This window comes from Bacillus sp. AC266 (assembly GCF_979253805.1).
In genome coordinates, this window is the sequence record NZ_CEEDEC010000005.1 from 373,434 (window position 1) to 400,189 (window position 26,756).

A 26,756-nucleotide genomic window follows, 5' to 3' on the forward strand; every position below is an offset into this window, starting at 1 on the left:
TAAAGGGGACAAGCGAATGAAAAAGTATGTATTTTCTTTACTTGTAGTACTAAGCTTAATTCTTGCTGGATGCGGGAGTACTGGTACAAATGAAAAAAAATCTTCTGAATCAAAAGAAGAGCATGACCACGCATCACATACTCAGCAAGCTGATATTCAAGAAAAGACAAAAGGAGTCGACACACTCCCTACCTTCCTAGACAAGCTTGATCCGCAAATGAAAGATATCTACACTGTCGCTGGACAAAATGCAGAGCTATTAGATTGGATTCCATGTTACTGCGGTTGCGGTGAGAGTGTAGGACATAAAAACAATAAAAACTGCTTTATTCGTGAAATTAAAAAGAATGGTGAAGTTGTTTGGAATTCCCACGCAACAACTTGTGTCAACTGCCTAGAAATCGCGGTTGAATCGGCTTCCATGAAACAAAAAGGAAAATCAACGCTCGAAATTCGTAACTATATCGACAATAAATACAAAGAAGGGTATGGCAAGCCAACACCTACGCCAATGCCAAAAGCATAAAAACGAGGAAATCCCTCGTTTTTCTCTTTTCATTCACCTTTTTTCTTAACAAATTCTTTCAAGTGTATTTCTCCTTACTTGTCACACACTATATATAACTCCTCGGTAAGGAGGGTACACAGTGCAAACATATAACGACTATGATAAAGCTCTCTATTACACGTATTGCTGTAATTGGGATAAATTACTCGTTCTCATGGTTCAAACGAACGATCAATTATTTTCTAAGCGTATTGAGCATTTTTTACACGCTTATCAATACAGTAAAGAACTACCAGAAGTTGATAAACAATTGCAGCTCCTATTTCAATATATTGACCACGCATCCCAAAAGTCACATGTAGAAGAAGTAGAGCAAATTCAAATGTAAAATATAGCGCTATTCTCTTTATGAGAATAGCGCTTTTTTAAAATGTTTATATCAATAAAAGTTTCTCCTTATAAAACTTTTATTGATAAACATATTTTTTCTTTCTTTTCCCTACTACTTCATACTATAATTTAGTATGTAACTATTATAAGTGAGGTATAAAATATGGGACGAGAAAAAAAGCAAGAATATGCTTTACTTACTGCATGGGGAGCTTCGTTTATTGCTACATTAGGAAGTCTATACTTTTCCGAAATTATGAAATTTGAGCCTTGTGTCCTTTGTTGGTATCAACGTATTTTTATGTATCCATTTGTTTTATGGCTCGGTATCGCTGTAGTAAAGAAAGACTATCGCATTGCAAGTTATTCTTTACCAATCGCAAGTATTGGTGCTTGTATTTCTTTATATCACTATGCAATTCAAAAAATCGCAGCATTTTCAGCTGCTGGGGCAGCTTGCGGCCGCGTACCTTGTACGGGAGAATACATAAACTGGTTCGGCTTTGTGACAATCCCGTTTTTAGCACTTATCGGCTTTATCACAATCGCTGTTTGTAGCTTCATCGTAATTAAAAACAAATAAGGAGATGAAAGAATGAAAAAAATGCTTATATTTGGCGGTATTATTATCGCCTTGTTTGCAGCAATTTTCGCTGTAACACAAATGGAAGAAAAAAATGCTTCAACAAGCCAAAAAATTGATAATGCTACTAGTCAAACAGATGGTTCTGACTACTACACAAATAAAATCTCTCTTTCAGATCTCCAAAAGAATTTAAAAGAGAAAAAAGAAGAAACAGTATACTTTTATCAAACATCTTGCGTTCATTGCCAAAAATTATCTCCTATCGTAGTACCAATGGCTAAAGACTTGAATGTTGATATGAAAGTTATGGATATTGAAAAATTAGATGCTCCTTGGGATGAATATAAAATTAAAGGAACTCCAACAATCATTCATTTTAAAGATGGTAAAGAAGTGAGCCGTATTAGCGGCGAACAACCGGAGGACAAATTAAAAGAGTGGCTTGAGCAAACGAAAAAATAATAAGAAAAGGAAACTCCTTCTATACATGAAATGGGCGTAAAATCCCACACTAATGTATGAGGAGGGGGTTTTATGCCAGAAGTGAAATGCTCTGTTTCCAATTGCTCATTTTGGGGACAAGGTAACCTTTGTCAAGCAAGTGCAATCGTTGTTCAACCTGATGCACAAGAGGCAGGTCAAATTGAAAACAGTTCATATACAAACGCTACTTTAACAAACGAGACGCTTGAAAGTTCTGTAACAACGAGTGTAGAAACGTGTTGTCATACATTTAAACCGAAATATTAAACGTAAAAGCATACGATTAGTCGTATGCTTTTTTACATTCCTCTCCAAACATCATGCATCATAAAAAAGTACAAAATAACGAGAAGGACCGTCCCGCATAAAGTAATGCGCCGATATACACTCTTCTCCCCTTCCCTCGCTTTAACAAATGCCCAAATAAATCCAACGAACAATATTAAATCAATATATGGAACATAAAAGGAGAAGACGAGTAACGCATATAAATACACGATAAATAAACAAGTCGTGATTAAGAAAATTTTAAATGCAAATTCACTTTTCATAATGTGACCGCCCCCCAGTCTGTACTGTATTATATTCAGCAAAACATAATAGTTGCTGTTTCAATTTTTTTATCTCACTATTTACAGGCGCGCGATTGGTATGAAATCATTAAAACCAACTAAACTTCATCACAAATAAGCTACCGCCTATACACGGTAGCTATTATGGAACATTATATTTCCTTTTATATATGTTACTTAAAATCGAATAAGGTAATTGCTCATAACGAATTTTTTCTCCTGTTTCATCTACAATATACAAATTGTTTCCTATATAATAGGTTCCATCTTTTCGTTTTGAATACACTGTATATTTTTCATTTGGCAATACCGTTTTTACTTTCGTCAATTGTCCATTTGGTTCTTGCCAATATATATCGGCGCGATCTACTAACGTAAGCATTCCAATTTGTTCTTCTTCTACTTTACGACCATTCCAACTCACAACCCGATAACCAAGCTTATACGCTTCATATTCGGGACTCGTATGAAAACGAGAAATAATTACTTTCGTCTGTAATTGTACCCGGTCGTATAACCATTGTATGTCCCGATCGTGCATGCGAATACAACCATTCGACTCCCTGCTTCCAATCGTCCATTCCCGATTTGTCCCATGAATTGCATATTCCTTTTTATCTAGACCTAACCACCTCGTACCGAGAGGGTTATTCGGAGCACCCCCAGCTATTTTTTTACGATGGTATTCTTTATTTTTATATTTAGTTATAATACAAAAATTACCCTCAGGCGTCGGGGTCCTGTCTTTTCCTGTCGTTATCGGAAATGTCTTAGTATAGTTTCCATCTTCAAAAAAAGACAGCTGATTCGTCGTAAGGTTAACTAATATTAAATGATCTGTATTAGCAAAAACGCTAGCTGGCAGGCAGAAAAATAGGATTACGATAAACCATACTTTCTTCATCTAAATCCTCCCTAGCACTAACATCATAATAAAGTGAAACTTTACTCGTCGTGGGATTTTGTCCATCCCCACTGAGAATTAGCCTTCACCAATCGAGCATTTACGGACATTTATCTCCCACCTAACTTCCTTGTATTCACCGAATTGTTAGGTAGGGGTCTTACTGCCCGCAAATAGCGGGATAAATACAATTAACTTTACTTTGCTCTTATAAATGAAAACTATCCATTCACAATTACTCCACCATTTACATGCATCATCTGTCCCGTCACATATGCCGAATCACTAGACGCTAAATATACATATGCAGGCGCTAATTCATACGGCTGACCAGGCCTTTGCATAGGAACATTACTCCCAAACTGTGATACTTTTTTCTCATCAAAACTGGATGGAATAAGCGGTGTCCAAATTGGGCCTGGTGCAACACCATTTACACGAATTCCCTTTTGTACTAACGACTGAGAGAGCGATCTTGTAAAAGCGACAATCGCTCCTTTCGTTGCAGAATAGTCGATCAACGTTTCATTTCCTTCATACGCAACGATAGATGCCGTGTTTATAATTACATCCCCTTGCTTTAAATGAGAGAGGGCTGCTTTTGTAACATGAAAATAAGAAAAAATATTAATACGGAACGTTTTTTCTAGCTGTTCCGCTGTAATATACTCTAGTCCTTGCTGCGGATATTGCTGTGCGACGTTATTCACAAGAACATTTAGTCCCCCTAGCTGCTGGGCGGTCTCTTCTACAATCTCTTTACAATGTTGTTCATTACTCAAATCTCCCGGCAATAATACACAATTCACGCCTTCTTTTTCCACAAGTTGTTTCGTCTCAGTTGCATCTTCGTCCTCATCTAAATAAGCAATCGCAATATTTGCTCCCTCTTTTGCAAAAGCGATGGAAACAGCTTTTCCAATCCCGCTATCTCCTCCTGTAATTAATACATTCTTTCCTTTTAACTTTTCACTTCCTTTATAATTAGGATCTTCAAACTTTGGAAGAGGATTCATTAACGATTCAATACCAGGTTGTTTATTTTGATGTTGTGCTGGCATTGTTAAAAAGTTTTTTTGCTGCGGCATAACTTCCTTCAACTCCTTTCCCCTTATAATGCGCACAATAAAAAAAACTACTTACACATTAAAGAACCGCAATTCACACACAGTTTTACGATTAATATTCGAATTTACGACATAAAATATAAGTTGTTCTAAAGTTTTTATGCAAAACTATTGCAAAATAGTTAAAAAACGAATATTATATATAACTGTTGTGAAAATTATTCGTAAAAAGAAAGGATGTTTATATGTTTAACCTTTCAAAACATAAAACTTCTATTAAAACTGAAATTATGGCAGGTATTATTACCTTTTTAACAATGGCATATATCATTGTCGTAAACCCTGTCATCCTTGGGGATGCAGGTGTTCCGTTTGAACAAGCATTTACAGCTACAATTATCGCTGCTGTTGTCGGAACATTATTTATGGCGATCTTTACTAATTTACCAATCGCAATTGCACCAGGTATGGGATTAAATGCTTACTTCTCTTATTCTGTTGTAAAAGCCCATGAAGGCATGACTTTCGCAATTGCATTCTCTGCTGTATTCGTAGCAGGTATGATTTTAATTTTGTTATCATTCACATCTTTCCGTACGAAATTAATGGAAGTAATTCCTGAGAACTTAAAACATGCACTTACTGCTGGTATCGGTCTTTTTATTGCTTTTATCGGTTTGCGCTTAACGGGAATTGTTACAAAAAATGATGCAAACTTAGTTGGGCTTGGCGATCTTCACTCTGCTCCAGTTCTACTAGCATTAGCTGGCCTTGGAATTACAATTATCCTTATGTCTTTAAATATAAACGGGGCACTATTTATCGGAATGTTATTAACTGGTATTATCGCTTACTTCACAGGTCAATTAACATTCTCAAGCGGCGTTACATCGATGCCTGGATTACCAGAAGGAATTATCGTTTCAAATCCAATTACTGCTGTATCTGATGTAATTAACTACGGATTATACGGCGTTGTGTTCTCATTCTTCCTTGTTACACTATTTGATACAACAGGTACACTACTTGGCGTTGCACAACAAGGTGGATTTATGAAAGATGGAAAGCTTCCAAAAGCAGGACGAGCTCTTCTATCTGACTCATTCTCAGCAACAATTGGAGCTATGTTCGGAACAACACCATCAACAGCTTACATTGAATCATCTGCTGGTGTTGCAGCTGGTGGTCGTACTGGTTTAACAACTGTTACAGTAGCTGTTCTATTTGCATTAGCAGCATTCTTCGGACCGTTAGTGAGCGCTGTTTCTGGCGTTTCAGCTATTACAGCACCATCACTAATTATCGTTGGTAGTCTTATGATGGGCTCAGTTCGCCACATCGATTGGGATACATTCGATGAAGCATTCCCAGCATTTTTAGTAATCTTAAGCATGCCACTTACATCAAGTATCTCAACAGGTATTGCACTTGGATTTATTTCATACCCACTTATGAAAGTGGCAAAAGGACAATTCCGTGCTGTTCACCCACTTGTGTATTTATTCGGGATTTTGTTCGCTTATCAATTAGTTTTCTTACCACATTAAAATCCCTCATAAAGAGGGATTTTTTCATAAATAAAAAAGGCTGCAGAGAACTCCTTCTCCACAGCCTAATTATTATTTTTGCAAAAACGTCTGCAAATCTGCAAATTGTCTCTTTGCATCTTCATAGCCTTGCTCATATAAACTTTGTAATTTAGCCGTATCCTTTTCCATACGATCTACTTGAAGCGGCACTTCTGGGCGAATAACAAATAAATTACCCGCTTGCTCTTCTTTTTCAATGTAGTGAAGTGTTTCATTATACACTTCATAACGATTTAGCATCGTATTTACAAGGTTTGGATACTTCTTATAAGCCTTTGCTGCAATCCAACCAAATTTTGATTTTTTCTTCGCGTAACCATGATTTCTCGTCAAAATAACGACTGATTTTTTAAATCCATCTTCCTGTGCTTTACGAACTGGAATCGGATCTGAAATCCCGCCATCTAACAATTGCTTACCTCGGTAGTTTACTGCCGGTGCAATGAAAGGTAATGAACTAGATGCTTGCAATAAATTTAGTGCATCATCATTCGTTCCCTCTTTTTCAAAATAAACAGACTGTCCTGTTTCACAATCAGTTGTTCCTACAAGGAAACGCTCTGGACTATTAAAGTATGTTTCAAAATCAAACGGTACATGCTTTTCTGGAATTTCATGAAAAATGAATTCCATATCAAATAGCTGACGTTTTTTCCACAAGTTTTTATACGATAAATACTGCGGATGTGATGCGTAATCAATATTTACTGTTTTATTTCTATTTCTTTGTCTGGAAAGATACGACGCTGCATGACAAGCACCAGCTGATACACCAATTACATATGGAAAATATAAATCTTGTTCCATAAAATATTCTAATATCCCGCCCGTATATACACCACGCATACCGCCGCCTTCTAATACTAACCCCGTATTTTCAAGCATGTTATTCTCTCCTCTTTATATACATTGACTCTTTAATTATTCACTATGTTAAGTATCTTTTTCTATTATATATGAGTTCTTTCAGAAATTATATTCAAAAGGCTTGAAAAAAAGAAAAATAGAGACTCCTCAACAACCCGGTCTCTATTTTAAGCTCTTTGATCAGCAACGATATGAATATCAATATACTTCGTTTGTCTCATAATTTCATTTACAATAGAACCTTTTCGTATTTCTTCCCACCGTGTTCTCGCCGATTGCCCGAGTAAAACTTGTGTCACCTGTAGTCTTTTTGCAACTTCAATAATAACATCAGCGGGCTTTCTTCCCTTTGCTTCTTCTAATACAAAGCTCGCATCAAATTGATTCGTTAGCGATTTCCATTCTTCAATCGTCTGCTTTTTGCCTGCTGAAATAGAATCTATATTTTCTCTTTCAACGTTTAACACATACAATTCAGCATTTAGCCGATCAGCCATGCGCCAACCTCTCCGTATTAATTTCTCTGCTGTTGAACTGTATTGTACACAAACGAGAATTTTTTCTTTCACACCGATCGGTTCTATTACTGTTTGGCTAATTTTCTCATCCATATCATCTGCAACTTCTCGAAGTGATAACTCTCTTAATGCCCCTAAATTATTTATCGTAAAGAAGTTTTGTAAGCTTTGCTCTATTTTTTCTTCCTTATATATCTTTCCATCTATTAATCTCTTCCGGAGTACCTCAGGTGTTGCATCAACAAGCTGAATTTCATTTGCTTTTTGTAAAATAAAGTCTGGAATACGCTCTCGTACTTTGACATTCGTAATTTGAGCTACAATATCATGAACGCTTTCTAAATGTTGAATATTAAACGCTGATAATACAGATATACCGGCATCTAACAATTCCTGCACATCCATGTAACGTTTCTTATTTTTCGACCCGGGAATATTACTATGCGCAAGTTCATCCACAACAACAATTTGTGGTGCCCGCTTTATAATTCCTTCTACATCAAGTTCATAAAATACTTTCCCTTTATAATCTATTTCTTTTAAAGGAACTTTTTCTAAATCAGCAATTGCTTCTTCCGTCTCTTTTCTACCGTGTGTTTCAATTAAACCAACTACAATATCAATACCGTCTTTTTTCATCTCTCTTGCATCAAATAGCATTTTATAACTTTTCCCAACTCCAGGTGCAGCCCCTACGTATAGCTTTAACTTTCCGCGATTTTGCTGACGAATGTATTCTAAATACTCTTCTGGTGTTCGCCTTTGAAACGTCGGTTTATAGTCATCCGCATACAAAACACTCACAACCTTTCTTTCGAAACAACGCTACCTCAATCCGTTAGATTGAGGTAGCACTGTTACTATTTCATTAATTTCTGTAATTCTAAATTTAACTTTAAGACGTTCACGCGATCTTCTCCAAACAAGCCGAGTGCAGCACCTTCCGTTTGATCCTTAATCAGTTGATTCAGCTTTTCTTTCGGAATATTCGTTAATTTCGAGATGCGATCTACCTGCACAGAAGCCGCTTTTGGACTAATGTCAGGATCAAGCCCTGAACCCGAATTCGTCACTAAATCTATCGGTACTTCTGTAACTGGAACGGCCCGGTTTTGTTTCTTCCAGTCTTCAATACTTTTCTCAACTCGTTTTGCTAAATCTGGATTAGACGGTGCATAGTTATTTGAGCCAGATGCTTCTGCTTTATATTCTATACTAGAGACACGTCCATGAAAATAACGTGGATCTGTGAAATTTTGACCGATTAGTTTTGAACCAACTACTTCATCCTTTTCATTATATATAAGACTTCCATCCGCATTATCCTTCATTACCGCTTGAGCAATACCAGTTACAATAAGCGGGTATACAAGGCCGCACAAGACTAAGAACGTAAAAGTAATACGAATAATTGGTGAAAGTATACTTTGTTTTTCCGCCATCTTTTTTCCCCTCTTCCTTATATGAACAAGCCGACAATCATATCAATTACTTTAATTCCAATGAATGGAACGATCACTCCGCCAAGCCCATAAATGAGTAAGTTTCTGCTAAGCAATGCATTAGAACTCATCGGTTTATATGCGATACCTTTCATCGCTAGCGGAATAAGTAACGGAATAATAACCGCATTAAATATTAATGCTGATAAGATTGCTGAAAGCGGTGATGTTAATTTCATAATGTTTAATGCTTCCATTTGCGGAATCGCAAGTGTAAACATTGCTGGAATGATTGCAAAGTATTTTGCAATATCGTTCGCAATACTAAACGTCGTTAACGCACCACGTGTCATTAACAATTGCTTACCGATTCCTACAACCTCAATAATTTTCGTTGGATTCGAATCTAAATCAATCATATTTGCTGCTTCTTTCGCAGCTGTTGTCCCACTATTCATTGCTAATCCAACGTCAGCCTGTGCTAATGCCGGAGCATCATTTGTACCATCACCTGTCATCGCTACAAGTTTCCCTTTATCTTGCTCTGCTTTAATAACTGCAATTTTATCTTCTGGTTTACACTCAGCAACGAATTCATCTACCCCTGCTTCTTTTGCAATTGTTGCTGCTGTTAATGGGTTATCCCCTGTACACATAACCGTTTTAATCCCCATTTGGCGCAATTGTTCAAAACGCTCACGCATACCAGGTTTTACTGTATCCTTTAAATAAATTAAACCGTAAATACGATCATCCACTGCAACTAAAAGTGGTGTTCCGCCTTCTTTTGAAATTAAATCTGCTTTTTGATTCACATCTTTCGGAATCGTTCCGCCTTGTGATTGAACCCATTCAATAACGGCACCGACAGCACCTTTTCTCACTTTCGTTCCATCCTGTAAATCAACACCGCTCATTCTTGTTTCTGCTTTAAATGGAACAAATTCACCTTGTTCTGCAATTTCTCTATTATATGATATAGATTTCGTTTGTACATATTCTATAACAGATCGACCTTCTGGTGTTTCATCTAAAAGTGAGCTAATCGCAGCCCATTTTCCTACTTGCTCAATCGTTTCATTTCCTACTGGTAGCAGTGTATGTGCCATCCGGTTCCCGAAAGTAATCGTACCTGTTTTATCTAAAATAATTGTATTAATATCACCCGCAGCTTCTACTGCTTTCCCTGACATCGCTAATACATTAAACTTTGTTACGCGGTCCATCCCAGCAATACCAATTGCTGATAATAACCCACCAATTGTCGTTGGAATTAAACAAACTAACAATGCTACAAGTACAGCTGTATCAATTTGAAACCCTAAATAGTTTGTAAAAATCGGCAACGTCACAACGACGATTAAGAAAATTAGAGTTAAACTCGTTAATACTGTATTTAAGGCAATTTCATTCGGCGTTTTTTGACGCGCAGCTCCTTCTACTAAAGAAATCATTTTATCAATAAATGATTCGCCAGGATTACTCGTAATTACAATCGTAATCTCATCACTTACGACCATCGTACCGCCTGTCACTGAACAAAAATCGCCACCCGCCTCTTTTATTACAGGAGCTGATTCCCCTGTAATTGCAGATTCATCGACAGACGCTAAACCTTTAATCACTTCACCATCATTTGGAATCATTTCTCCTTGTTTTACAATAACAACGTCACCTTTTCTCAGATCAGTTGCTGAAACTTGAACAATATCTCCATTTTCTTTTACAACATTTGCAAACACATCTTTCTTCGATTGTTTTAAAGAATCGGCTTGCGCTTTACCACGCCCTTCAGCTAAAGCTTCTGCAAAGTTAGCAAATAAAACTGTAAATAATAGAATGAGAGAAACTGTTATATTAAACCACCCTGGTACACTACTAGAACTACTTGGAAGAAAGGATAAAATTAACGTAATGATAAATCCAATTTCCACAACGAACATAATCGGATTCTTTATCATTACTTTCGGATTCAATTTCGCAAAGGATTGTTTCATTGCATGTGTCACGATATCACGATCCATCGTTTTTGCTTGTCTAACCTCATCTTCTACAGCATGTATTTGTGATTCATTTACTCTTTTTTCTTTTACTACTACCGGTCTCATCATTTACCCTCCATTACTTCAATGTAAGAAATTCTGCAATTGGGCCAAGTACTAACATCGGGAAGAATGTTAACGCACCAACAATTACAATTGTTCCGATAAAGATCCCTCCAAATAAACCATTATCCGTACGGAATGTCCCGACTGTTTCTGGTACTACCGTCTTCTCTTTCAGTGAAGCTGCAACAGCTAGCATCGTAATTAAACTGAAATAGCGTCCTAAAAACATAACTAAACCAGTCGTAATATTCCAAAACGGTGTATTGTCTGCTAAACCTTCAAATCCAGATCCGTTATTCGCAGCTGACGATGTGTACTCATATACAACTTGCGTTAAACCGTGGAAACCTGAATGAGAAATTGCATCCGTTCCTAAGCTTGTTGAAAGAGCTAATGCTGAAAACCCTAAAATAAGCAATGGATGAAATAAAATCGTTACCGCAATCAATTTCATTTCCTTACCTTCAATTTTCTTACCTAAAAACTCCGGTGTCCGTCCAACCATTAAACCAGATATAAAGACTGCAATAATTGTATACATAATAATGTTCACAAAACCTGCTCCAACACCGCCGTATACTGTATTTAACATCATATTTACGAGTGGAACTAGACCACCAACTGGTGTTAACGTATCATGCATCGTATTAACGGCCCCCGTTTCCGCAGCTGTCGTTACTGTCGCATAAAGGGAAGAAAATACTGTTCCAAATCGGACTTCTTTTCCTTCTGTACTTCCTTGTACATGTTCGATACCCATTCCATTTAACGCTGGATTCCCATGTAATTCAGATGTAGTAATCGTTATAAATCCTAGTAAAAATACCATGAATAGTGAAACGAAAAGGATACGACCTTGTTTTTTATTTCCTACCATTCGTCCGTACGTAAATGGAAGTGCTGTTGGCAATAACATCATAAGCATCATTTGCAAAATATTACTCATTTGCCCTGGATTTTCGAAGGGATGTGTAGAGTTTGCTCCGAAAAATCCACCGCCGTTATTTCCGAGTTCCTTAATGGACACGAATGATGCAACAGGCCCACGTAATATACTTTGCTTTGCCCCATCGATTGTTTGTGCTGTAACTGCCCCGTCTAACGTTTGTGGTACACCAAGTGCGACAAAGATTAGCGCTGCAACAAACGCAATAGGAAGAAATACTCTCGTTAAAGCTCTCGTAAAATCAACGAAAAAGTTACCAAGTTCTTTTCCAGCGAGTCCTCTTATAAATGCCATAACGAGCGCTAACGTCGTTGCTGGTGCTGCAAACATTAAAAATGTAATCCCGATTAATTGTGATAAATAAGACAAACCATTTTCACCGCTATAATGCTGTAAATTTGTATCAGCCATAAAACTAATTGCTGTATTAAAAGCAAGCGTAGGCTCCATTCCCTCGATATGCGCTGGATTTAGCGGCAGCACACCTTGTAATCTGAAAATGAAATATACAACAACAATCATAAATCCGTTTAGTAAAACGAGTGATAATGCGTACTGTTTCCACGTTTGATTGTATTCTTTTACACCCGTAATTTTAAAAATAAGTTTTTCAAAAGGCCCGAATACTTTATCTAGCGTTTTGCTACCTTGAAAAGCTTTTTCTAAATAAATCCCCGTTGGCTTTGCTACTAGAATAAACAAGAGCATTGTAATAACGACTGCAACCCAAATCATAATGAATGATTCCCCCTAATTAAAACTTTTCTGGATTTAATAATGCGTACACTAAGTACACCGTAATCGCTGCAACAATAACCGATAAGACAATCATCATGATTGCTTCCCTTCTTTCACAACTTTATCTGACCAACTTGCAAGACTTGCCATCGATGCGACTAACCCAACAAAAATACCGATCATTACAACATCTAACATAACTACCCCTCGCTTTTGTTAAAATTTACCATCTAGTTATCAAAAAAAGAACACTAAGCTCTACTTAGTGTTCGAAACGAACAACACAAAGTAAACCTCCTCTCTAAACGCTTACGAGGTTAGCTGTCGGATTCGGGCCTAAAGAGTAGCCCTACTTTCAAAATTGAAAGATTCACCCCAAGTGACAATGCACAAAATTGGTTCCCCCGCTCCATTTCTGGAACTCAGCGATTTTAGGTTTTTTTTGGAAATTTTATGAATGATTTATGAGAGTAAATATACTCCTCTAAATTTAACTTGTAAAGGGGTAAATTACTGAAAATAAGAAAATATCCATCTATTTAAGCGTTTACATTAGTTGTTATTAATATTTTTTCATCTGTTTTCTCGTCTTTCCTTTCTTTTTCACAGAAATGATCTTTTAAATACGAAATAAAAAGAGCGAATTACATGAAGTGCATAGCTTGTTGCACTCAGCATTCGCTCTTTTTTCATTCAACCTTTATTCTCCACGCAAAAAAGCACGCAAATTTCTCCCTCGAATATAAACTTGTGATAATTCCGCATGTAACTGCTCATATTCGGTAATATCCGCCTCTAAATACAAAACATCTTTTGATGGTAATATAATATATGGACCTGGAAAAAGAGGATCGAGCACTACCAATTCGTGAACTCTCTCTACCGATATCGCCCAACGATTCGCTATATCTCCTAGTAACAACACTTTCATCTTCATTTCCCCCGCCCTATTCAAAAAATAAAAAAGAAATATTATCACGGTTCGTAAACACTACAAATTTAGCTCCAATTGTTTCATAGAGCCTGGCCGGATAGCGTTTATTCTTTGTAACAACAGTAATAGGCGCTTGAAAAGAAAAACGAATGTGTTCTGTGAAGAAACTAACTATCGGAAGCTCATCCCCTAGTAAAATCACCTTCTTAATACGTGTGCAAATACTAGTAAAATCCTTCTCCTTATTACAGCTATAAGCTGATTCAAACCCATACTCTCTAACTTCATCCGCTATCTCTTCATTGGCTGTAAAAATAATTAACTCATGCTGAAATGCTACTAGCTCTCTTAAACTCTTTACCTTGTTTTTTTCTCCAACACAAATAAGTGTTAGTTCCATGTACCTCATCCTCCTTAGCATAAAAGAACTCAAACATAGATTGATATTCTCCTATACTAATCAGACCGATGAAGTGATGTATCCATCATGGCACCGTCCTCTCTCAAGACGCTTACGAAGTTAGCTGTCGGATTCGGACTTTGAGAGTAGCCCTACTTTCAACATTGAAAGATTCACCCCTAGTGACGACGCACAAATTGGTTCCTCCGCTCCATACATTTGGACTCAGCGTATTACAAAAAATGTATTCTGGCTGATATATTACTCCTGTATTTTGAAAAAGTAAACACAAAAAAAGCCAGTTAACAAACTGGCTTCTCGTATCTTTATACATGCGTCTTATTCAATTTATATGCAAAATGATTCGTCGGCCCATGACCACTTCCAATATTCAATGGCTCTTCAATTGCTATACTAATAAATCGTTTTGCTTCTTGAACTGCCTCTTCCATCAAGTAGCCTTTCGCAAGTCCTGCTGTAACCGCTGAAGCAAATGTACACCCACTTCCGTGCGTTTGCTTCGAAGGAATTCGTTCACTTCTAAATTCAATAAACTGCTCACCATCAAAGAGTAAATCAATTACTTCATTACCTTGATATTCTGCATGTCCGCCCTTCATAAGCACATATTTAGCTCCTAATTCATGCAATACTTTTGCAGCTTCCTTACTATCTTCTATATTTTGAATCTCCATTCCAGTTAACACTTCTGCTTCCGGAACATTCGGTGTGACAACCGTTGCTACTGGCAATAAATATTCTTTTAATGCTTGTACTGCTTCTTGTTGTAATAATGACGCACCACCTTTAGCAATCATAACAGGATCTAGCACAATATTATTCCAGCCAAATTTCTTAATATGCTCTGCCACAATTTGAATAATTTCACTACTAAATAACATTCCCAGTTTTACAGCATCTGGCGTTAAATCCGTGCCAATTGAATGCAGCTGTTCCGTAATTCCTTCTAAAGAAACAGGATACACCCCTTGAACGCCAAGCGTATTTTGAGCAGTAATTGCTGTAATAGCCGTCATTCCATACACACCAAGCTCTTGGAATGTTTTTAAATCCGCCTGAATCCCAGCGCCGCCTCCGCTATCAGACCCTGCAATCGTTAAAGCTTTATTCACTTTCATTCCACTCATCCTTTTCTACCCAAAATAGCGATGATAAATTGTTTTCGCTTCGCTTATATCTTTCGTTCCATGTACAAGGACACGGCCATCTTTAAAAGCAACTAATCTCTTTTCTTCAACCGAAAATGATAATAAATATGGATTTACATTTAAATCAGTCACACGATCATTCAACAATCTTTTATATTGTTCAAAATCCATTTCCTCTTTATAAGGTGGTCTAATTTGAACTGTATTTCTCCCGCATAACACTGCTGTTTTTGAAGTGTTTTCCTTATTTAAATACGGATATAGTGCTTGCTCACCACACGATAGACAATTATGTTTACGAAGCTTTTGCACATTCATACATGAATACTCATTTTTCCATACATCAAATGACACAAGCCCATCTCGAAGCGAGTCATAATCTTCTACTAACAGTTTAAGCGTTTCCGTTACTTGATGAGAAACGACGAGAGATACAGCAGGTGATATAATCCCCGCTGTGTCACATGTCGCTCCGCCAAGTGGAATCGATTGTAATAAACAAGATAAACATGGCGTTTTTCCTGGAATAATAGTATAAGAAAGACCGTAACTCCCTACACATGCCCCATAAACCCATGGAATAGAATATTTTTGCGATATATCATTCACAATGAAACGTGTTTCGAAATTGTCAGTCGCATCGATGATTACATCAACATTTGTAACGAGTTCTTCCAACTCTTCAGCCGTTACATCCTGAACGAGAGCTTCTACTCTTACTTCACTATTAACCTCTTCTAGACGTTTTTTTGCCGCTACAGCCTTCGGAAGATTATTCTCTACATCACTCTCTGCATACAATTGTTGTCTTTGCAAATTACTCCAATCGACATAATCACGGTCAACAATTGTTACTTGACCAACGCCTGCTCTTACAAACATCTCTGCATTTGCACTACCTAATGCACCTGCACCGATAATAAGTACATGCTTTTCTCCTAGCTTTTGTTGCCCTTCTTCCCCAATTGGAGAAAATAGTTCTTGGCGAGAATATCGATTATTCAACTACGCTCATTCCTTCTAAAGGACTACTTGCTGTTGCACAACGTTTACGTGCAATACGACCTGCTTCAAACCCTAATCGTCCTGCCTCAATACTTAATTTCATTGCGTATGCCATTTTAATAGGATCGTTCGCTCCAGATACTGCAGTATTCAATAACACACCATCCGCTCCTAATTCCATCGCAAATGCCGCATCAGCTGGGCTACCAATACCTGCGTCAACGATAACTGGTACTGTCGCTTGTTCAATAATGAAACTTAAATTTAATGGATTTACAATACCAAGCCCTGAACCAATCGGTGATGCTCCTGGCATAATCGCGTGTACACCAAGTTCTTGTAATTTACGAGCTAATACAACATCATCAGATGTGTATGGTAGAACGATAAATCCTTCTTCTAGTAACATTTCAGATGCCTTTAACGTTTCTACTGGATCAGGTAATAACGTTCTATCATCACCAATAACTTCTACTTTTATCATGTCACAAAGTCCAGAAGCTTTTGCTAATTTTGCAATACGAACAGCTTCTTCAGCATTTTTTGCTCCTGCTGTATTCGGTAATAACGTATATTTTTTCACATCAAGTTTCTCTAATAAATTAGGCTGCTTCGCATCAAATATATCCATACGACGTACTGCGAATGTTAAAATCTCAGCCTCAGAAACATCAATTGCCTTTTGCTGCACATCAAAATCAGGGAATTTCCCTGTTCCTAATAAAAGTCTAGAATGAAATGAAAATTGTCCAATGTTTAACATAATCAACCGCCTCCTACGAAAGTTACAATCTCAATTTGGTCCCCATCAAAAACAGATGTATCGTTATGATCATCTTTTTGTAAAATATCTTTATTACGTTCTACTACAACAATTCTGTTATCTAACTCTAAATGTGTAAGTAGCCCAGCTACTGTTTTCACACTCTCTGGTACTTCAATTTGGTTACCATTAATTTTTAAATTCAAACTTCCATCCCCTTTCTAAACCGTTTTAGAAAGCAATGAATCTAGCAAGTGATTCTCCTGCTTTCCTTCTATTAAATCAGCCATATACTGACCAGAAACAGGACTTAATAAAATGCCGTTTCGATAATGGCCCGTACAAGCATATAAACCTTTTATTTCTTCATGCTCTCCCATATAAGGAGCTTCATGATTAGACTGCGGTCTTAACCCAGCCCACGTACTTTCCCATTCTGCTTCTTTTAAGGCAGGCAATATTGTGTAGGCACGCTCTAATATGGAAGTAATACTTTCTGGTTGTACAGACTTATTAAACGTATGAGGCTTCATTGTTGCCCCAATTACGTAACGGCCACCACGTTTCGGTGTAATATAAAAACGTTCTTGGAAAATAGGAGCTTTCAAGAGCGGTTTCTTGCTTCTTACTGCAACAACTTCACCCTTCACAGGATACGTGCCCCAATCACTATGGAAATAATGTAGTAATTTCGTACTCCATGAGCCTCCAGCGATAACGACTTTTTCACATGTGATTACACCTTCACTCGTAACAATTCCAGTCACTTTATTATTTTCAATACGAATATCAAACACTTCTGTTTGTTCATATATATCAGCACCGGAAATTGCTGCAGAATGTGCGAATGCTTTCGTAAGCTCTGGTGCAATAACTTGACCATCTTTCGGATAATATACCGCCCCTATAATTGACTCGGAAAGAAACGGCTCTTTTTCCCGTAAATGGTCCCCCGTTAGAAATCGGGAATCTTCACCTGTTTTCTGCTGCCAATCCATAATATGAAGAATTCTTTTCTTCTCATCTTCATTTTGAGCGATGCGATAAATGCCCTTTTCTTCATACCCAATATCGATGCCTGTTTTTTCACGTAAAACTGCTGCAAGTTGTGGAAATATAGCACGGCTTTCTCTAGCAAGCTCAAACAACGGATCATATGCATCCCATTCTGCCTGAACACCGAGCAAACCAGCAGCTGCTTTCGAAGCTTCAGATGCGATTCTTTGCTTCTCTACAATCGCTACTTTATGCCCTCTTTCTGCTAGAAAGTGTGCAACTGAACTACCAATTACACCTCCGCCAATAATCGCTACATCATACTTCTTACACATGTTTTTCCGCCCACTTTCTTATTGATTCCTTATAAGATTTCGCCTTGCTATACGGATTACTACTGCTTATAATCCCGGACATAACAGCAATGCCACTTACACCATTTGCAAGAACATCACCTGTATTTTCAGGGGTAATCCCACCAATTGCAGTTATTGGTATGGATAAACAACTTGCCATATGAGCAATTTCTTCTAATCCTCTCGCTGGCACACCTTTTTTACAATCTGTCGGAAATACATGACCATAAACGAGTGAATCTGCTCCATTTTTAAATGCTACTATCGCCTCATCTAGCGAATGTACTGAATAACCGACATGCAAATAAGAAAACTTTTCTTTTACTAACCTTACATCTGCGCTTCGATATCCTAGCTGAACACGCGGAATATTTAATAGAATAGCAATATCAATTCGATCATTTATCACTATCTTCGATGCTGGAAAGCCTTTCCCCAAAAGACTTTCCACACCTTCATACAATTCCTTCGTACTTTTCTCACGCTCACGAATATGCAAATAATCGATCTCACTCTCAATTTGCATCGCTACATTCACTAACTCTTCGAATGGCATATGGCCATTTGAGATTACATGGAGCTCATTTTTCATATTCATTCGCCTACTTTAAAATGTTTTCAAATAATTCATCGGCTGGAACGATTTCTTTCGTCATTCCTTTGTCTTTCAACCATTTGTTTTGTTTCTCCCATGACTCTTTTGAATCCGATAAGAATGGCTCATCTTTCGTTTCCATCTTCTCTAATAAAATTTTCATACTTTCTTTTTCAACTTCTGGTACAAGCGGGAAGTTTTCTTTTTCTTGATGATCTAATAAAATATTTAATGCTTCATCGGGTTTTTTCTTCATAAAGTCATACCCTTTTTGTGCCCCACGTAAAAAGGCTTGCAATGCTTCTTTATCTTTTTTCAACGTTTTATCACCCGTTACAAACACAAGCTCATGATAGTTCGGTACACCATAATCTGCTGGATTAAAGTATGCTGGTTCATGACCTTCATGACGCATAACAGGTACTTCATGGTTAATGTATGCCCCTGTTACCGCATCCACTTTTTTCGTAATTAATGCTGGTACTAAATCAAAGCCAACATCGACTACTTTCACTGTATCTGGATTACCACCAGCTTCTTTTACCATCGTTTTTAAATACATCTCACTTAAAGGTGTTCCAGAATATCCAACTGTTTTCCCCTCTAAATCTTTTGGCGATTGAATGCCTGCTGACTTCAGTGATACAACATGATTTAATGGTGAACGTACGACAGCTCCAATTGATTTCACTGGAATTTGTTCATTTGCTTTTGCCATGACAACATCTGGTTGATAATACAAACCAACTGTCACTTTCCCTGCTGCCGCTAGCGTTAATGGATCAGTCGGATTAGAAGGGAATTTAATATTCACCTTGACTCCTTCTTCTTTAAAGTATCCTTTTTCAATTGCCGTATAAATAAAGCTATGTACCGCATTCGGGTACCAATCAAGCATTACTGTTATTTCTTTTTCTGATTTATTCTTATCTGATGCCGAGTTACTCGAACATCCTGCAATCATTGCAACTAATAATGTAAACACAAAGATGCGTTTTAATAATTTCATGAATGTTTCCTCCAACTAATAAATTTCTTTTCTAATATCGAAACAAGTATGACGAAGAAAATAGCTAATAATGATAACAATACAATTGGTGCAAATACACCAGCTCCGTCTAACTGCGTCATCATTCTTTTACTGAAATATCCAAGCCCAGCTTGTGCACCGAGCCATTCACCAATCGCTGCCCCAATAACGCTAAGTGGTATCGCAATTTTTAACGCTGAAAAAAAATAAGGAAGAGCAGATGGCAACTTTAGCTTTAGAAAAACATCTTTTTTCGTTGCACCATATGTAACTAATAGCTCCTCCCATTCTTTTTTCGTACTGCGCAGTCCATCATACGTATTGACCGCAATTGGGAAAAACGTAATTAAAACGGTAACAACAACCTTACTCCAGATGGTATATCCAAACCATAAAACGAAGAGCGGTGCAAGCGCAGTGATCGGGATTGTTTGTGAAGCAACTAATAACGGATAAAATGCTCTTTCCATCCACGTACTCGCATTCATTAACATTGCTAGCCCTACGCCCAGTACGATAGAAATAACAACGCCTATTAAAACGACGTATAACGTTGCAGGTAAATGAACCGTAAATAATATATCTTTCAGCGCCCATATCTTCATTACAATTGCAGAAGGTGATGGCAAAATGTACATCTCATCTACAATTCTTGCTCCTACTTCCCACAGAGCAAGTAAAATTCCACTTAATATAAGGGCAGGTAATAACTCCTTCAAGCGATTCATCATACGAGTACCTGCCTTTGTAACATACTAAGGAGCTCTTCTTTAAGCGCTAACACTTCAGGCTTATATAAATCTTTTCTTGTTCGGTTACGATCAAGCGGCACAATTCGCTCAGTTAAAGTTGCTATCGGTTGATTTTCTACAACCAAAATTCGATTAGAAAGAAACAATGCTTCTTCAACATCATGAGTGATAAATAAAATTGTTTTTTCCCACTCTTTCCATTGTTCAAACAACCATTCTTGCAAAGATGCCTTCGTTAAAGCGTCCAATGCGCTAAACGGTTCATCTAACAATAATATCTCCCCTCCTGTTAATAAAGTTCGGATAAAAGATACGCGTTGCCTCATACCACCAGATAAATCTTTCGGATATTTTTTCTCGTACCCTTGTAAACCAAATTTATGTAACAGTTCTTTCGCTTTTACTTGCGCTTCTTTCTTCTGCACACCTTGGCACTCTAGCGGCAGGGCCGCATTCTCAATAATCGTCCTCCACGGCAAGAGCATATCTTTTTGGGGCATATACCCTACAGAATGACTCTTCTTTGTTTCTGTCAGCTCTATCTGTCCAGTACTTGCCTCTTCTAAGCCTATAATAAGGCGAAATAAAGTACTTTTCCCGCATCCACTCGGTCCGATAATACTTACAAACTCTTTATCTTGTATAGAAGCATTTAATTCATTGATGATTGGTTTTTCATCATAATGAAAGGAAACATTATGAAACTGTAGTATGTTCTTGCTCCTCAAAACCCCACATCTCCTTACGATAAGCCATATCCCAGAATAAATATTCAAATCGGCTGGAATATAAGAAAATCTCCTCTAATCGGTCTAGCTCTTTCTCTGACTTTCCAACTGCCATTTCATTTAATAAATCTATTAACCAAATACAAAGGTTACCGTATTCTTCAGAACTATATCCTTGAATCCACTCTCCAAAGAACTCATGATCTCTTGCTCCAGGAATATCATTTAAACGCTTTCCGATCTCCCAATAGCTCCACATACATGGAAGTAAAGCTGATATTAATTCTGCAAGTGTGCCATTTTGAGATACAGACATCATGTAATTTGTATAGGCTAAATTTTTAGCAGATGGTTTCGCAGATTCTATCTCCTCTACAGTAATGCCAAGTTTGTTTGCATACTGTTTATGGATCGTCATTTCTCCATTTAAAATCCCATCAATTTGCTCTGCAAATTTTGCCATAACTTGTGGATTCGTTGCCTTTACAACCCCAATTGCATATAGCTTTGCATAATCTAACAAATATAAATAATCTTGAATAATATAGTACTGGAATTTGTCTTTTTCCAACGTACCATCCCCCATACCTACTACAAACGGATGATTATGACTTTTCTCCCAAACAGGCTGCACCGTATCAAATAATTTTTCACAAAATTTCATTAATAATTCCCCTTCCTATATATCTATTTATCTCAATAAAAAAACCACTTCTGTATATAAGAAGTGGTTACAGCAAATAAAATTATAATTTATTCGTTGTTCCACTTCCCTTCGCTAGTATTATCTAGATCAGGTGTTGTAAGGGTTAAGGATTATTCCTCTCTCAGCACGAAAAGCACCCCTAGTGGTGTTAATATGAAATTTTCAAATAAAAAAGCCCCGTTTCTATACGCAAAGAAACGGGGACTCATTGTTAATGTCCGAATTGCTTCCCTACGCTAGCATAATCTAGATCAGGTAATAAAAAGGATCAAAGGCTTATGGCCCTACTCTCAGCTGGCAACACCAGCCCTCCTAGCAAACTATAAAATTATCACTGTCAGTATAACATCGCCATAAGACATCATCAACTGTTTTAATTTTCTTAATTGCGAATTAAATCTCAACGTGTTAAACAAATATAAATGCGACCTCACAAATGATATATACAATATTTATATACGAATCTCTCTTCTGACATTATTTTTATTGATTTCATATTACATTTATGTGAATACGACCAATATATTATATCTTTATACTATAATAAAATTACAACTATACAACTAGAGGAGGTCTTTATTACATGAATATGAAAGCCACAGCTTTAACAGCAACTACTATCGCAATTGCTTCTTTACTTCCTTCTATGGGAGAATCCGATATACAAACAGCGGCTGCTAAGCAACCATCTACAGTAAAAACTGGATATGTAAAAATTGACAACGTTGCACTACATCAAAATAGCCATACAGACAGTGCAATAGTTGATACCATTCGATTTAATAGCCCGGTTACTATTCTTGAAACAGTTCAAGATTGGTATAAAGTATCTGTTAACAACAAAACAGGCTATATGAAAAAAGATGCAATTCTATTCAAAAAAAATGTTCAACCAAAGTCTCAATATATCGTAAATGCAAACGCATTAAACGTTCGTTCTGAACCTAATACAGAGTCTTCTATTCTAGATATATTACCAAATGGTCAATTCATTACCATTCAAGGTGAACAAGGAGATTGGTACAAAATATTACATAACGGTCAAATTGGTTACGTACAAAAAACATTTGTATCTAATGGATCCACACCTCTAGTAAAAGGTGTAACAGTACAAGGTTCTCCTTCTTATACTGTTGCAACACCAAAATTAAATGTACGTAGCAATGCTAGCACAAGTGGCACTCTACTTGGCTCATTACAAAATGGTACACAAGTACAAGTAGTAGAAACGGTAGGTACTTGGTATAAAATTCGTTTTGGCACAGGATACGGATATGTAGCAAAACACTATGTAGTGCAAAATCAAAATCAAAATCAAGCACAAGCTAAAACAGCTCAACCTGCATCAATTCCAGCAGTTTTCAAATTCCCTACTCAAGGGAAAATCAGCTCCACTTTTGATATGCGCTGGGAGCAAATGCATTATGGTATAGATATAGCAGCACAAGGAAATGTCTCTATTCAAGCTGCTGCTGCAGGTAAGGTTGTGAAATCTTATTATTCGGCTAGCTACGGCAATGTCGTGTTCATCGCCCATCAAATAAATGGGAAATTATATACAACAGTTTATGCTCATATGAAGGATCGCACTGTACAAGCTGGTGATCAAGTACAAACTGGACAATTAGTAGGTCATATGGGAAACACAGGTCATTCATACGGGCAACATCTCCATTTTGAATTACATAATGGGGAATGGAATTTTGAAAAAACAAATGCAGTAAACCCACTGCCATATTTAGTTAGGTAAATTATATGCCACGCAATATACCTCTCTTTATTGAATACCTGGCCTTTTTAGGTTTAATCTGTTGTTTAATCATTTATAATACGAACACTGTATTTTTATCTATTATTATTGCTTTTGTTGCTTTAGAAATCATTATGGAAGCATTACAAATGCGGCTAAAACAAAAAATTGCCCATATTTATAATGTAATTTTTCTTTTAAGTGCTCTTATAACAAATATAATTAGTAATGGTTTTTATTTATCTACCGTACTTCCTGTATTCTTTATAGGTGTTTTATTATTCATAGCTAGATACGTTCATGTTCCTAATAACCAAAAACATGAACAAGAAGCTTAGAAAGAGGAGACACTGTGTACCAATCTTTCAAAGATAATCCAATGAAATATATATTGAATTTATATGAAAAAATGAATACTTTTTTTGGTATACAAGGAAGTTATACTGCACAATTTCTCCTTTATGGAATGTTATTTCTTATCTTAGTTACTTTCTCCTTGCTTTACTAACAAAAAAAGGATCTCACATAAACTTGAGATCCTTTTTAATTTATATTAATTTTTAATATGTAAAATATGGTTTATCCACAAGCATATTTTTCATAAATGAAACTAAGATTATATTTTTTCTCTAAGCTCATTCTTTGTTCATCGTCGCACCAATAGAAAAGAATATCATGAATCGTTGCATAACGCTTATTTTTAAGAAATAGTTTAAAGAATGATGGTAAACAATCATGTAATTGTATAAATATATAATTGCGTAGTATTTCTTCTTTGTATTCAATTCCCTTACAAATATACAGTAATTCTTCACAATAATATGCATGCTGTGGAACTTGGATCATTTCGAAAAATGGTACATATGATAGTAGCTTTCCAATAAAATGACCATACCGATCCATTACCCCTATCGTCATATGCTCCATCATTTCTTTCATCACATATAAATAATCATCTACATGAGTTGTCTTTAAAGGGTCTAATCGATCGGAAATTTGTGAAAGTACAGCTCTTTGACAAGCTAAAACTGCTTGACTAGGTCCATAATATGATAGGAAGTCTGTACACTTACGATACTTTCGTAATAAGTCATGTGTATATAAATCATATACAAAAGTATTACAATACATTGCCAGACTCATCATATCACTATTTAATTGCTCTTTTGACAGTGTTTTAGCTCGCTTACACATATAAAAGAATGTAAATTCCAATACTTCTTTATGAGATAATAGATGTTTGCAATCTGTTATACATTTCTCACTAAATTTAACTCGCTCCCAAATTTCTACATCCTCAGCTGTTAATTCACCAATACGATATTTAATAATTAAATAGTTTAAAGCAACTGCTTTCGTCAAAAGATCCCATGTTTCATACTCCAATGAAGTTCGGACAAATTCATCTAGCCCTTGGGTTATCATAAAAGCATTTGCCTCTTCATACCAACCAATCTCTTGACATAAACGAAGAATACGTACTAGAGTTGGAATTTCATCTTTATGAAACTGCGGTAAATTCTTTACTTTATTCATGCCATATACGATAAATGCCGCTAAATTTTCTTCTTTATAAAATTCTTTTTCTTTCCATACTAATATAGTTCGCTCTTTCCTTTCACCTTTTGGATGACAAGGTACAAGCAAAGAAAATAACTCAGCGAAATTATTTGGTTCTATATATGTATCTGTAACCAAATTCCAATTTGGATCGCCCTGTACAGCCCTCATATAATTCCCCTTCCCTTTTTATCCCGCTATTTGCGGGCAGTAAGACTCCCACCTCAAAATTCTGCGAATGCGAGGAAGTTAGGTGGGAGATAAAACTGCCCATAAAAGCCCGATTGGTTCAACTAATAATTATTGGGGGATGGACACCCCCCAATAATTAAAGTTTCACTTTATCTACGTAGGAAATATTAATTCATTATTACATCATTAACAACGAATATTGTTATATTCAAAATCTATAATAACACTTATATCTCTCAGTATATCATTTTTTCTCTTATTAAAAATTAGGAATGACAAATTTAAAAAAACTGTCAAAAATATTGACTCTATACTTATTATATAATGTCTCAGATACATCACGCTAACATATTAGTTTAATCCGTATATACTAGAATAATGTATCTGATCTTTATACATAATTTATTCCATATGCTCTGAGATTTCACTTAAAGCAAACCCTGCTTGATCATCTGCTGATTTTCTTATAGCTAAATCACCTAGTGCTAGCATCCCAACAAGTTGACCGCTCTCAACAACCGGTAACCGTCTAATTTGATATTGTGCCATTAATTCTGTAGCTTTTTCAATAGAATCGTCTGGAGAAACTGAAACAATGTTTGTTGTCATTACATTTGTAATTTGATTAGATCCAGGATGTTTTTCAGCAATCCCACGAACAACTAAGTCTCGATCAGTAACAAGCCCAACAACTTGTTTATTTTCAATAACAGGAATCAATCCAACCGATTCTTCCTTCATTTTTACAGCTGCCTCATATACATTGTCTAATGGTGTACAATGTACGATATGAGTACTCATAAGTTCTCTAACTTGCATCATTTTTCATCTCCTCCTTTTAATACATACCATAGCTTTTCCTAAATCCCTTTATTTATTTCAGGAAAATAAGGTGATAAAAAGAGGCTTATACATAATAAAAAAGAGTCAGCAATATGCTGACTCTTTTTTTATGACCCGTACGGGATTCGAACCCGTGTTACCGCCGTGAAAGGGCGGTGTCTTAACCACTTGACCAACGGGCCATGGCTCCGCAGGTAGGACTCGAACCTACGACCGATCGGTTAACAGCCGATAGCTCTACCACTGAGCTACTGCGGAA

Annotated in this window: 32 protein-coding genes, 2 tRNA genes and 4 riboswitches; of the genes, 8 read left to right on the forward strand and 26 right to left on the reverse strand. The window is 36.6% G+C overall.

Annotation, left to right across the window (positions count from 1 at the left end; genetic code table 11):
- The first annotated feature begins 16 nt into the window (after window positions 1-16).
- The 5 genes from AC0IXC_RS21885 (at window position 17) to AC0IXC_RS21905 (ending at window position 2,234) form a co-directional block, all read left to right on the forward strand.
- The gene (locus tag AC0IXC_RS21885) at window positions 17-526 is read left to right on the forward strand and encodes a PCYCGC motif-containing (lipo)protein (protein WP_471653280.1); all 510 of its coding nucleotides are present in this window, start codon (window positions 17-19) and stop codon (window positions 524-526) included.
- A 121-nt stretch (window positions 527-647) separates the two neighbouring features.
- A complete protein-coding gene (locus AC0IXC_RS21890) occupies window positions 648-896 on the forward strand; it encodes a YhdB family protein (RefSeq protein ID WP_001195459.1) in 249 nt (82 codons plus the stop codon).
- 165 nt (window positions 897-1,061) lie between these two features.
- Entirely contained in the window at window positions 1,062-1,481 is a 420-nt protein-coding gene (locus tag AC0IXC_RS21895; RefSeq protein WP_000532269.1) for a disulfide formation protein C, read from the forward strand.
- A gap of 12 nt (window positions 1,482-1,493) precedes the next feature.
- On the forward strand, window positions 1,494-1,946 hold the full coding sequence (locus AC0IXC_RS21900) for a thioredoxin family protein (protein WP_002029885.1): 453 nt from the start codon (window positions 1,494-1,496) through the stop codon (window positions 1,944-1,946).
- 72 nt (window positions 1,947-2,018) lie between these two features.
- Complete coding sequence (locus tag AC0IXC_RS21905; RefSeq protein WP_002029883.1) at window positions 2,019-2,234, forward strand: DUF1540 domain-containing protein; 216 nt, start codon at window positions 2,019-2,021, stop codon at window positions 2,232-2,234.
- Between the two features lie 32 nt (window positions 2,235-2,266).
- On the opposite strand, the gene AC0IXC_RS21910 is transcribed toward AC0IXC_RS21905, so the two are convergent.
- From AC0IXC_RS21910 to AC0IXC_RS21920, 3 genes are all read right to left on the reverse strand, one after another.
- A complete protein-coding gene (locus AC0IXC_RS21910) occupies window positions 2,267-2,518 on the reverse strand; it encodes a hypothetical protein (protein ID WP_002029881.1) in 252 nt (83 codons plus the stop codon).
- Between the two features lie 163 nt (window positions 2,519-2,681).
- The gene (locus AC0IXC_RS21915) at window positions 2,682-3,443 is read right to left on the reverse strand and encodes a L,D-transpeptidase (RefSeq protein ID WP_326996998.1); all 762 of its coding nucleotides are present in this window, start codon (window positions 3,441-3,443) and stop codon (window positions 2,682-2,684) included.
- Between the two features lie 221 nt (window positions 3,444-3,664).
- On the reverse strand, window positions 3,665-4,531 hold the full coding sequence (locus AC0IXC_RS21920; RefSeq protein WP_471653289.1) for an SDR family oxidoreductase: 867 nt from the start codon (window positions 4,529-4,531) through the stop codon (window positions 3,665-3,667).
- Between the two features lie 224 nt (window positions 4,532-4,755).
- Here AC0IXC_RS21920 and AC0IXC_RS21925 point away from each other — a divergent pair, with 224 nt between their 5' ends.
- On the forward strand, window positions 4,756-6,057 hold the full coding sequence (locus tag AC0IXC_RS21925; protein ID WP_002029878.1) for an NCS2 family permease: 1,302 nt from the start codon (window positions 4,756-4,758) through the stop codon (window positions 6,055-6,057).
- A gap of 72 nt (window positions 6,058-6,129) precedes the next feature.
- On the opposite strand, the gene AC0IXC_RS21930 is transcribed toward AC0IXC_RS21925, so the two are convergent.
- The 19 genes from AC0IXC_RS21930 to tenA all read right to left on the reverse strand — a co-directional run bounded on the left by AC0IXC_RS21930 (window position 6,130) and on the right by tenA (window position 22,110).
- Window positions 6,130-6,984, reverse strand: a complete 855-nt coding sequence (locus AC0IXC_RS21930) for a patatin-like phospholipase family protein (protein WP_002029877.1) — start codon at window positions 6,982-6,984, stop codon at window positions 6,130-6,132.
- Window positions 6,985-7,133: 149 nt separating this feature from the next.
- Window positions 7,134-8,288 carry a KdpD-like non-kinase potassium sensor gene (gene kdpDN / locus AC0IXC_RS21935; protein ID WP_002029873.1) on the reverse strand — a complete coding sequence of 385 codons (1,155 nt, stop codon included), beginning with the start codon at window positions 8,286-8,288 and terminating at the stop codon, window positions 7,134-7,136.
- A gap of 56 nt (window positions 8,289-8,344) precedes the next feature.
- Window positions 8,345-8,926 (reverse strand): K(+)-transporting ATPase subunit C, encoded by a 582-nt coding sequence (gene kdpC / locus AC0IXC_RS21940; RefSeq protein WP_002140443.1) that lies wholly within the window; start codon window positions 8,924-8,926, stop codon window positions 8,345-8,347.
- Between the two features lie 17 nt (window positions 8,927-8,943).
- Window positions 8,944-11,034, reverse strand: a complete 2,091-nt coding sequence (gene kdpB, locus AC0IXC_RS21945) for a potassium-transporting ATPase subunit KdpB (RefSeq protein ID WP_471653281.1) — start codon at window positions 11,032-11,034, stop codon at window positions 8,944-8,946.
- A 13-nt stretch (window positions 11,035-11,047) separates the two neighbouring features.
- On the reverse strand, window positions 11,048-12,715 hold the full coding sequence (kdpA, locus tag AC0IXC_RS21950; protein WP_471653282.1) for a potassium-transporting ATPase subunit KdpA: 1,668 nt from the start codon (window positions 12,713-12,715) through the stop codon (window positions 11,048-11,050).
- 19 nt (window positions 12,716-12,734) lie between these two features.
- Window positions 12,735-12,815 carry a K(+)-transporting ATPase subunit F gene (kdpF, locus tag AC0IXC_RS21955; RefSeq protein WP_000973728.1) on the reverse strand — a complete coding sequence of 27 codons (81 nt, stop codon included), beginning with the start codon at window positions 12,813-12,815 and terminating at the stop codon, window positions 12,735-12,737.
- Complete coding sequence (locus AC0IXC_RS21960; RefSeq protein WP_000887888.1) at window positions 12,812-12,916, reverse strand: SipW-dependent-type signal peptide-containing protein; 105 nt, start codon at window positions 12,914-12,916, stop codon at window positions 12,812-12,814. Before AC0IXC_RS21960 ends, kdpF begins: the two co-directional genes overlap by 4 nt.
- 94 nt (window positions 12,917-13,010) lie before the next feature.
- Window positions 13,011-13,156: riboswitch (cyclic di-AMP (ydaO/yuaA leader) on the reverse strand.
- A gap of 262 nt (window positions 13,157-13,418) precedes the next feature.
- Complete coding sequence (locus AC0IXC_RS21965) at window positions 13,419-13,649, reverse strand: hypothetical protein (RefSeq protein ID WP_016101779.1); 231 nt, start codon at window positions 13,647-13,649, stop codon at window positions 13,419-13,421.
- Between the two features lie 16 nt (window positions 13,650-13,665).
- Window positions 13,666-14,052, reverse strand: a complete 387-nt coding sequence (locus AC0IXC_RS21970) for a hypothetical protein (protein ID WP_471653283.1) — start codon at window positions 14,050-14,052, stop codon at window positions 13,666-13,668.
- A 93-nt stretch (window positions 14,053-14,145) separates the two neighbouring features.
- Window positions 14,146-14,293: riboswitch (cyclic di-AMP (ydaO/yuaA leader) on the reverse strand.
- A gap of 85 nt (window positions 14,294-14,378) precedes the next feature.
- Window positions 14,379-15,191 (reverse strand): bifunctional hydroxymethylpyrimidine kinase/phosphomethylpyrimidine kinase, encoded by an 813-nt coding sequence (gene thiD, locus AC0IXC_RS21975; RefSeq protein ID WP_033708803.1) that lies wholly within the window; start codon window positions 15,189-15,191, stop codon window positions 14,379-14,381.
- 15 nt (window positions 15,192-15,206) lie between these two features.
- Complete coding sequence (locus tag AC0IXC_RS21980) at window positions 15,207-16,226, reverse strand: thiazole biosynthesis adenylyltransferase ThiF (RefSeq protein WP_193652589.1); 1,020 nt, start codon at window positions 16,224-16,226, stop codon at window positions 15,207-15,209.
- The gene (gene thiG, locus AC0IXC_RS21985) at window positions 16,219-16,989 is read right to left on the reverse strand and encodes a thiazole synthase (protein ID WP_002087526.1); all 771 of its coding nucleotides are present in this window, start codon (window positions 16,987-16,989) and stop codon (window positions 16,219-16,221) included. The genes AC0IXC_RS21980 and thiG overlap by 8 nt, the downstream gene beginning before the upstream one ends.
- A gap of 2 nt (window positions 16,990-16,991) precedes the next feature.
- A complete protein-coding gene (thiS, locus tag AC0IXC_RS21990) occupies window positions 16,992-17,195 on the reverse strand; it encodes a sulfur carrier protein ThiS (protein WP_001049509.1) in 204 nt (67 codons plus the stop codon).
- A gap of 15 nt (window positions 17,196-17,210) precedes the next feature.
- Entirely contained in the window at window positions 17,211-18,320 is a 1,110-nt protein-coding gene (gene thiO / locus AC0IXC_RS21995; protein WP_002140430.1) for a glycine oxidase ThiO, read from the reverse strand.
- Window positions 18,313-18,933: a thiazole tautomerase TenI gene (gene tenI / locus AC0IXC_RS22000; protein ID WP_016101785.1), complete on the reverse strand. Its 621-nt coding sequence runs from the start codon at window positions 18,931-18,933 to the stop codon at window positions 18,313-18,315. Before tenI ends, thiO begins: the two co-directional genes overlap by 8 nt.
- A gap of 10 nt (window positions 18,934-18,943) precedes the next feature.
- Complete coding sequence (locus AC0IXC_RS22005; protein WP_002140427.1) at window positions 18,944-19,945, reverse strand: ABC transporter substrate-binding protein; 1,002 nt, start codon at window positions 19,943-19,945, stop codon at window positions 18,944-18,946.
- The gene (locus AC0IXC_RS22010) at window positions 19,942-20,694 is read right to left on the reverse strand and encodes an ABC transporter permease (RefSeq protein WP_002029858.1); all 753 of its coding nucleotides are present in this window, start codon (window positions 20,692-20,694) and stop codon (window positions 19,942-19,944) included. Before AC0IXC_RS22010 ends, AC0IXC_RS22005 begins: the two co-directional genes overlap by 4 nt.
- On the reverse strand, window positions 20,694-21,446 hold the full coding sequence (locus AC0IXC_RS22015; protein ID WP_215590745.1) for an ABC transporter ATP-binding protein: 753 nt from the start codon (window positions 21,444-21,446) through the stop codon (window positions 20,694-20,696). The genes AC0IXC_RS22010 and AC0IXC_RS22015 overlap by 1 nt, the downstream gene beginning before the upstream one ends.
- Complete coding sequence (tenA, locus tag AC0IXC_RS22020; protein WP_471653284.1) at window positions 21,415-22,110, reverse strand: thiaminase II; 696 nt, start codon at window positions 22,108-22,110, stop codon at window positions 21,415-21,417. The genes AC0IXC_RS22015 and tenA overlap by 32 nt, the downstream gene beginning before the upstream one ends.
- A gap of 89 nt (window positions 22,111-22,199) precedes the next feature.
- Window positions 22,200-22,303, reverse strand: a riboswitch (TPP riboswitch).
- Window positions 22,304-22,363: 60 nt separating this feature from the next.
- Window positions 22,364-22,476: riboswitch (TPP riboswitch) on the reverse strand.
- Window positions 22,477-22,735: 259 nt separating this feature from the next.
- On the opposite strand from tenA, the gene AC0IXC_RS22025 reads away from it, so the two are divergent.
- Together AC0IXC_RS22025 and AC0IXC_RS22030 are read left to right on the forward strand one after the other, a co-directional pair.
- Entirely contained in the window at window positions 22,736-23,902 is a 1,167-nt protein-coding gene (locus tag AC0IXC_RS22025) for an SH3 domain-containing protein (RefSeq protein ID WP_471653285.1), read from the forward strand.
- A 5-nt stretch (window positions 23,903-23,907) separates the two neighbouring features.
- Window positions 23,908-24,240, forward strand: a complete 333-nt coding sequence (locus AC0IXC_RS22030; protein WP_002010638.1) for a hypothetical protein — start codon at window positions 23,908-23,910, stop codon at window positions 24,238-24,240.
- Window positions 24,241-24,481: 241 nt separating this feature from the next.
- Here AC0IXC_RS22030 and AC0IXC_RS22035 read toward each other — a convergent pair whose 3' ends face one another.
- From AC0IXC_RS22035 to AC0IXC_RS22050, 4 genes are all read right to left on the reverse strand, one after another.
- Complete coding sequence (locus AC0IXC_RS22035; protein ID WP_012260335.1) at window positions 24,482-25,633, reverse strand: DUF3965 domain-containing protein; 1,152 nt, start codon at window positions 25,631-25,633, stop codon at window positions 24,482-24,484.
- 423 nt (window positions 25,634-26,056) lie between these two features.
- Window positions 26,057-26,476 (reverse strand): CBS domain-containing protein, encoded by a 420-nt coding sequence (locus tag AC0IXC_RS22040; RefSeq protein ID WP_471653286.1) that lies wholly within the window; start codon window positions 26,474-26,476, stop codon window positions 26,057-26,059.
- 131 nt (window positions 26,477-26,607) lie between these two features.
- A tRNA-Glu gene (locus AC0IXC_RS22045) sits at window positions 26,608-26,679 on the reverse strand.
- 1 nt (window position 26,680) lies between these two features.
- Window positions 26,681-26,755, reverse strand: a tRNA-Asn gene (locus tag AC0IXC_RS22050).
- Window position 26,756 lies beyond the last annotated feature (1 nt).

Coding starts and splice junctions, on each gene's coding strand:
- AC0IXC_RS21915 (WP_326996998.1), bottom strand. CDS start 3,443: ATGAAGAAAGTATGGTTTATCGTAATCCTATTTTTCTGCCTGCCAGCT.
- AC0IXC_RS21900 (WP_002029885.1), top strand. CDS start 1,494: ATGAAAAAAATGCTTATATTTGGCGGTATTATTATCGCCTTGTTTGCA.
- AC0IXC_RS22005 (WP_002140427.1), bottom strand. CDS start 19,945: ATGAAATTATTAAAACGCATCTTTGTGTTTACATTATTAGTTGCAATG.
- AC0IXC_RS21925 (WP_002029878.1), top strand. CDS start 4,756: ATGTTTAACCTTTCAAAACATAAAACTTCTATTAAAACTGAAATTATG.
- kdpB (WP_471653281.1), bottom strand. CDS start 11,034: ATGAGACCGGTAGTAGTAAAAGAAAAAAGAGTAAATGAATCACAAATA.
- AC0IXC_RS21930 (WP_002029877.1), bottom strand. CDS start 6,984: ATGCTTGAAAATACGGGGTTAGTATTAGAAGGCGGCGGTATGCGTGGT.
- AC0IXC_RS21920 (WP_471653289.1), bottom strand. CDS start 4,531: ATGCCGCAGCAAAAAAACTTTTTAACAATGCCAGCACAACATCAAAAT.
- AC0IXC_RS21965 (WP_016101779.1), bottom strand. CDS start 13,649: ATGAAAGTGTTGTTACTAGGAGATATAGCGAATCGTTGGGCGATATCG.
- AC0IXC_RS22030 (WP_002010638.1), top strand. CDS start 23,908: ATGCCACGCAATATACCTCTCTTTATTGAATACCTGGCCTTTTTAGGT.
- AC0IXC_RS21910 (WP_002029881.1), bottom strand. CDS start 2,518: ATGAAAAGTGAATTTGCATTTAAAATTTTCTTAATCACGACTTGTTTA.
- AC0IXC_RS22035 (WP_012260335.1), bottom strand. CDS start 25,633: ATGAGGGCTGTACAGGGCGATCCAAATTGGAATTTGGTTACAGATACA.
- kdpF (WP_000973728.1), bottom strand. CDS start 12,815: ATGATGATTGTCTTATCGGTTATTGTTGCAGCGATTACGGTGTACTTA.
- AC0IXC_RS21905 (WP_002029883.1), top strand. CDS start 2,019: ATGCCAGAAGTGAAATGCTCTGTTTCCAATTGCTCATTTTGGGGACAA.
- AC0IXC_RS22040 (WP_471653286.1), bottom strand. CDS start 26,476: ATGATGCAAGTTAGAGAACTTATGAGTACTCATATCGTACATTGTACA.
- AC0IXC_RS21970 (WP_471653283.1), bottom strand. CDS start 14,052: ATGGAACTAACACTTATTTGTGTTGGAGAAAAAAACAAGGTAAAGAGT.
- thiD (WP_033708803.1), bottom strand. CDS start 15,191: ATGAAAGTGAATAAAGCTTTAACGATTGCAGGGTCTGATAGCGGAGGC.
- AC0IXC_RS21895 (WP_000532269.1), top strand. CDS start 1,062: ATGGGACGAGAAAAAAAGCAAGAATATGCTTTACTTACTGCATGGGGA.
- AC0IXC_RS21960 (WP_000887888.1), bottom strand. CDS start 12,916: ATGTTAGATGTTGTAATGATCGGTATTTTTGTTGGGTTAGTCGCATCG.
- kdpC (WP_002140443.1), bottom strand. CDS start 8,926: ATGGCGGAAAAACAAAGTATACTTTCACCAATTATTCGTATTACTTTT.
- tenI (WP_016101785.1), bottom strand. CDS start 18,933: ATGAAAAATGAGCTCCATGTAATCTCAAATGGCCATATGCCATTCGAA.
- thiO (WP_002140430.1), bottom strand. CDS start 18,320: ATGTGTAAGAAGTATGATGTAGCGATTATTGGCGGAGGTGTAATTGGT.
- AC0IXC_RS22025 (WP_471653285.1), top strand. CDS start 22,736: ATGAATATGAAAGCCACAGCTTTAACAGCAACTACTATCGCAATTGCT.
- kdpA (WP_471653282.1), bottom strand. CDS start 12,715: ATGATTTGGGTTGCAGTCGTTATTACAATGCTCTTGTTTATTCTAGTA.
- thiG (WP_002087526.1), bottom strand. CDS start 16,989: ATGTTAAACATTGGACAATTTTCATTTCATTCTAGACTTTTATTAGGA.
- AC0IXC_RS22010 (WP_002029858.1), bottom strand. CDS start 20,694: ATGAATCGCTTGAAGGAGTTATTACCTGCCCTTATATTAAGTGGAATT.
- tenA (WP_471653284.1), bottom strand. CDS start 22,110: ATGAAATTTTGTGAAAAATTATTTGATACGGTGCAGCCTGTTTGGGAG.
- AC0IXC_RS21885 (WP_471653280.1), top strand. CDS start 17: ATGAAAAAGTATGTATTTTCTTTACTTGTAGTACTAAGCTTAATTCTT.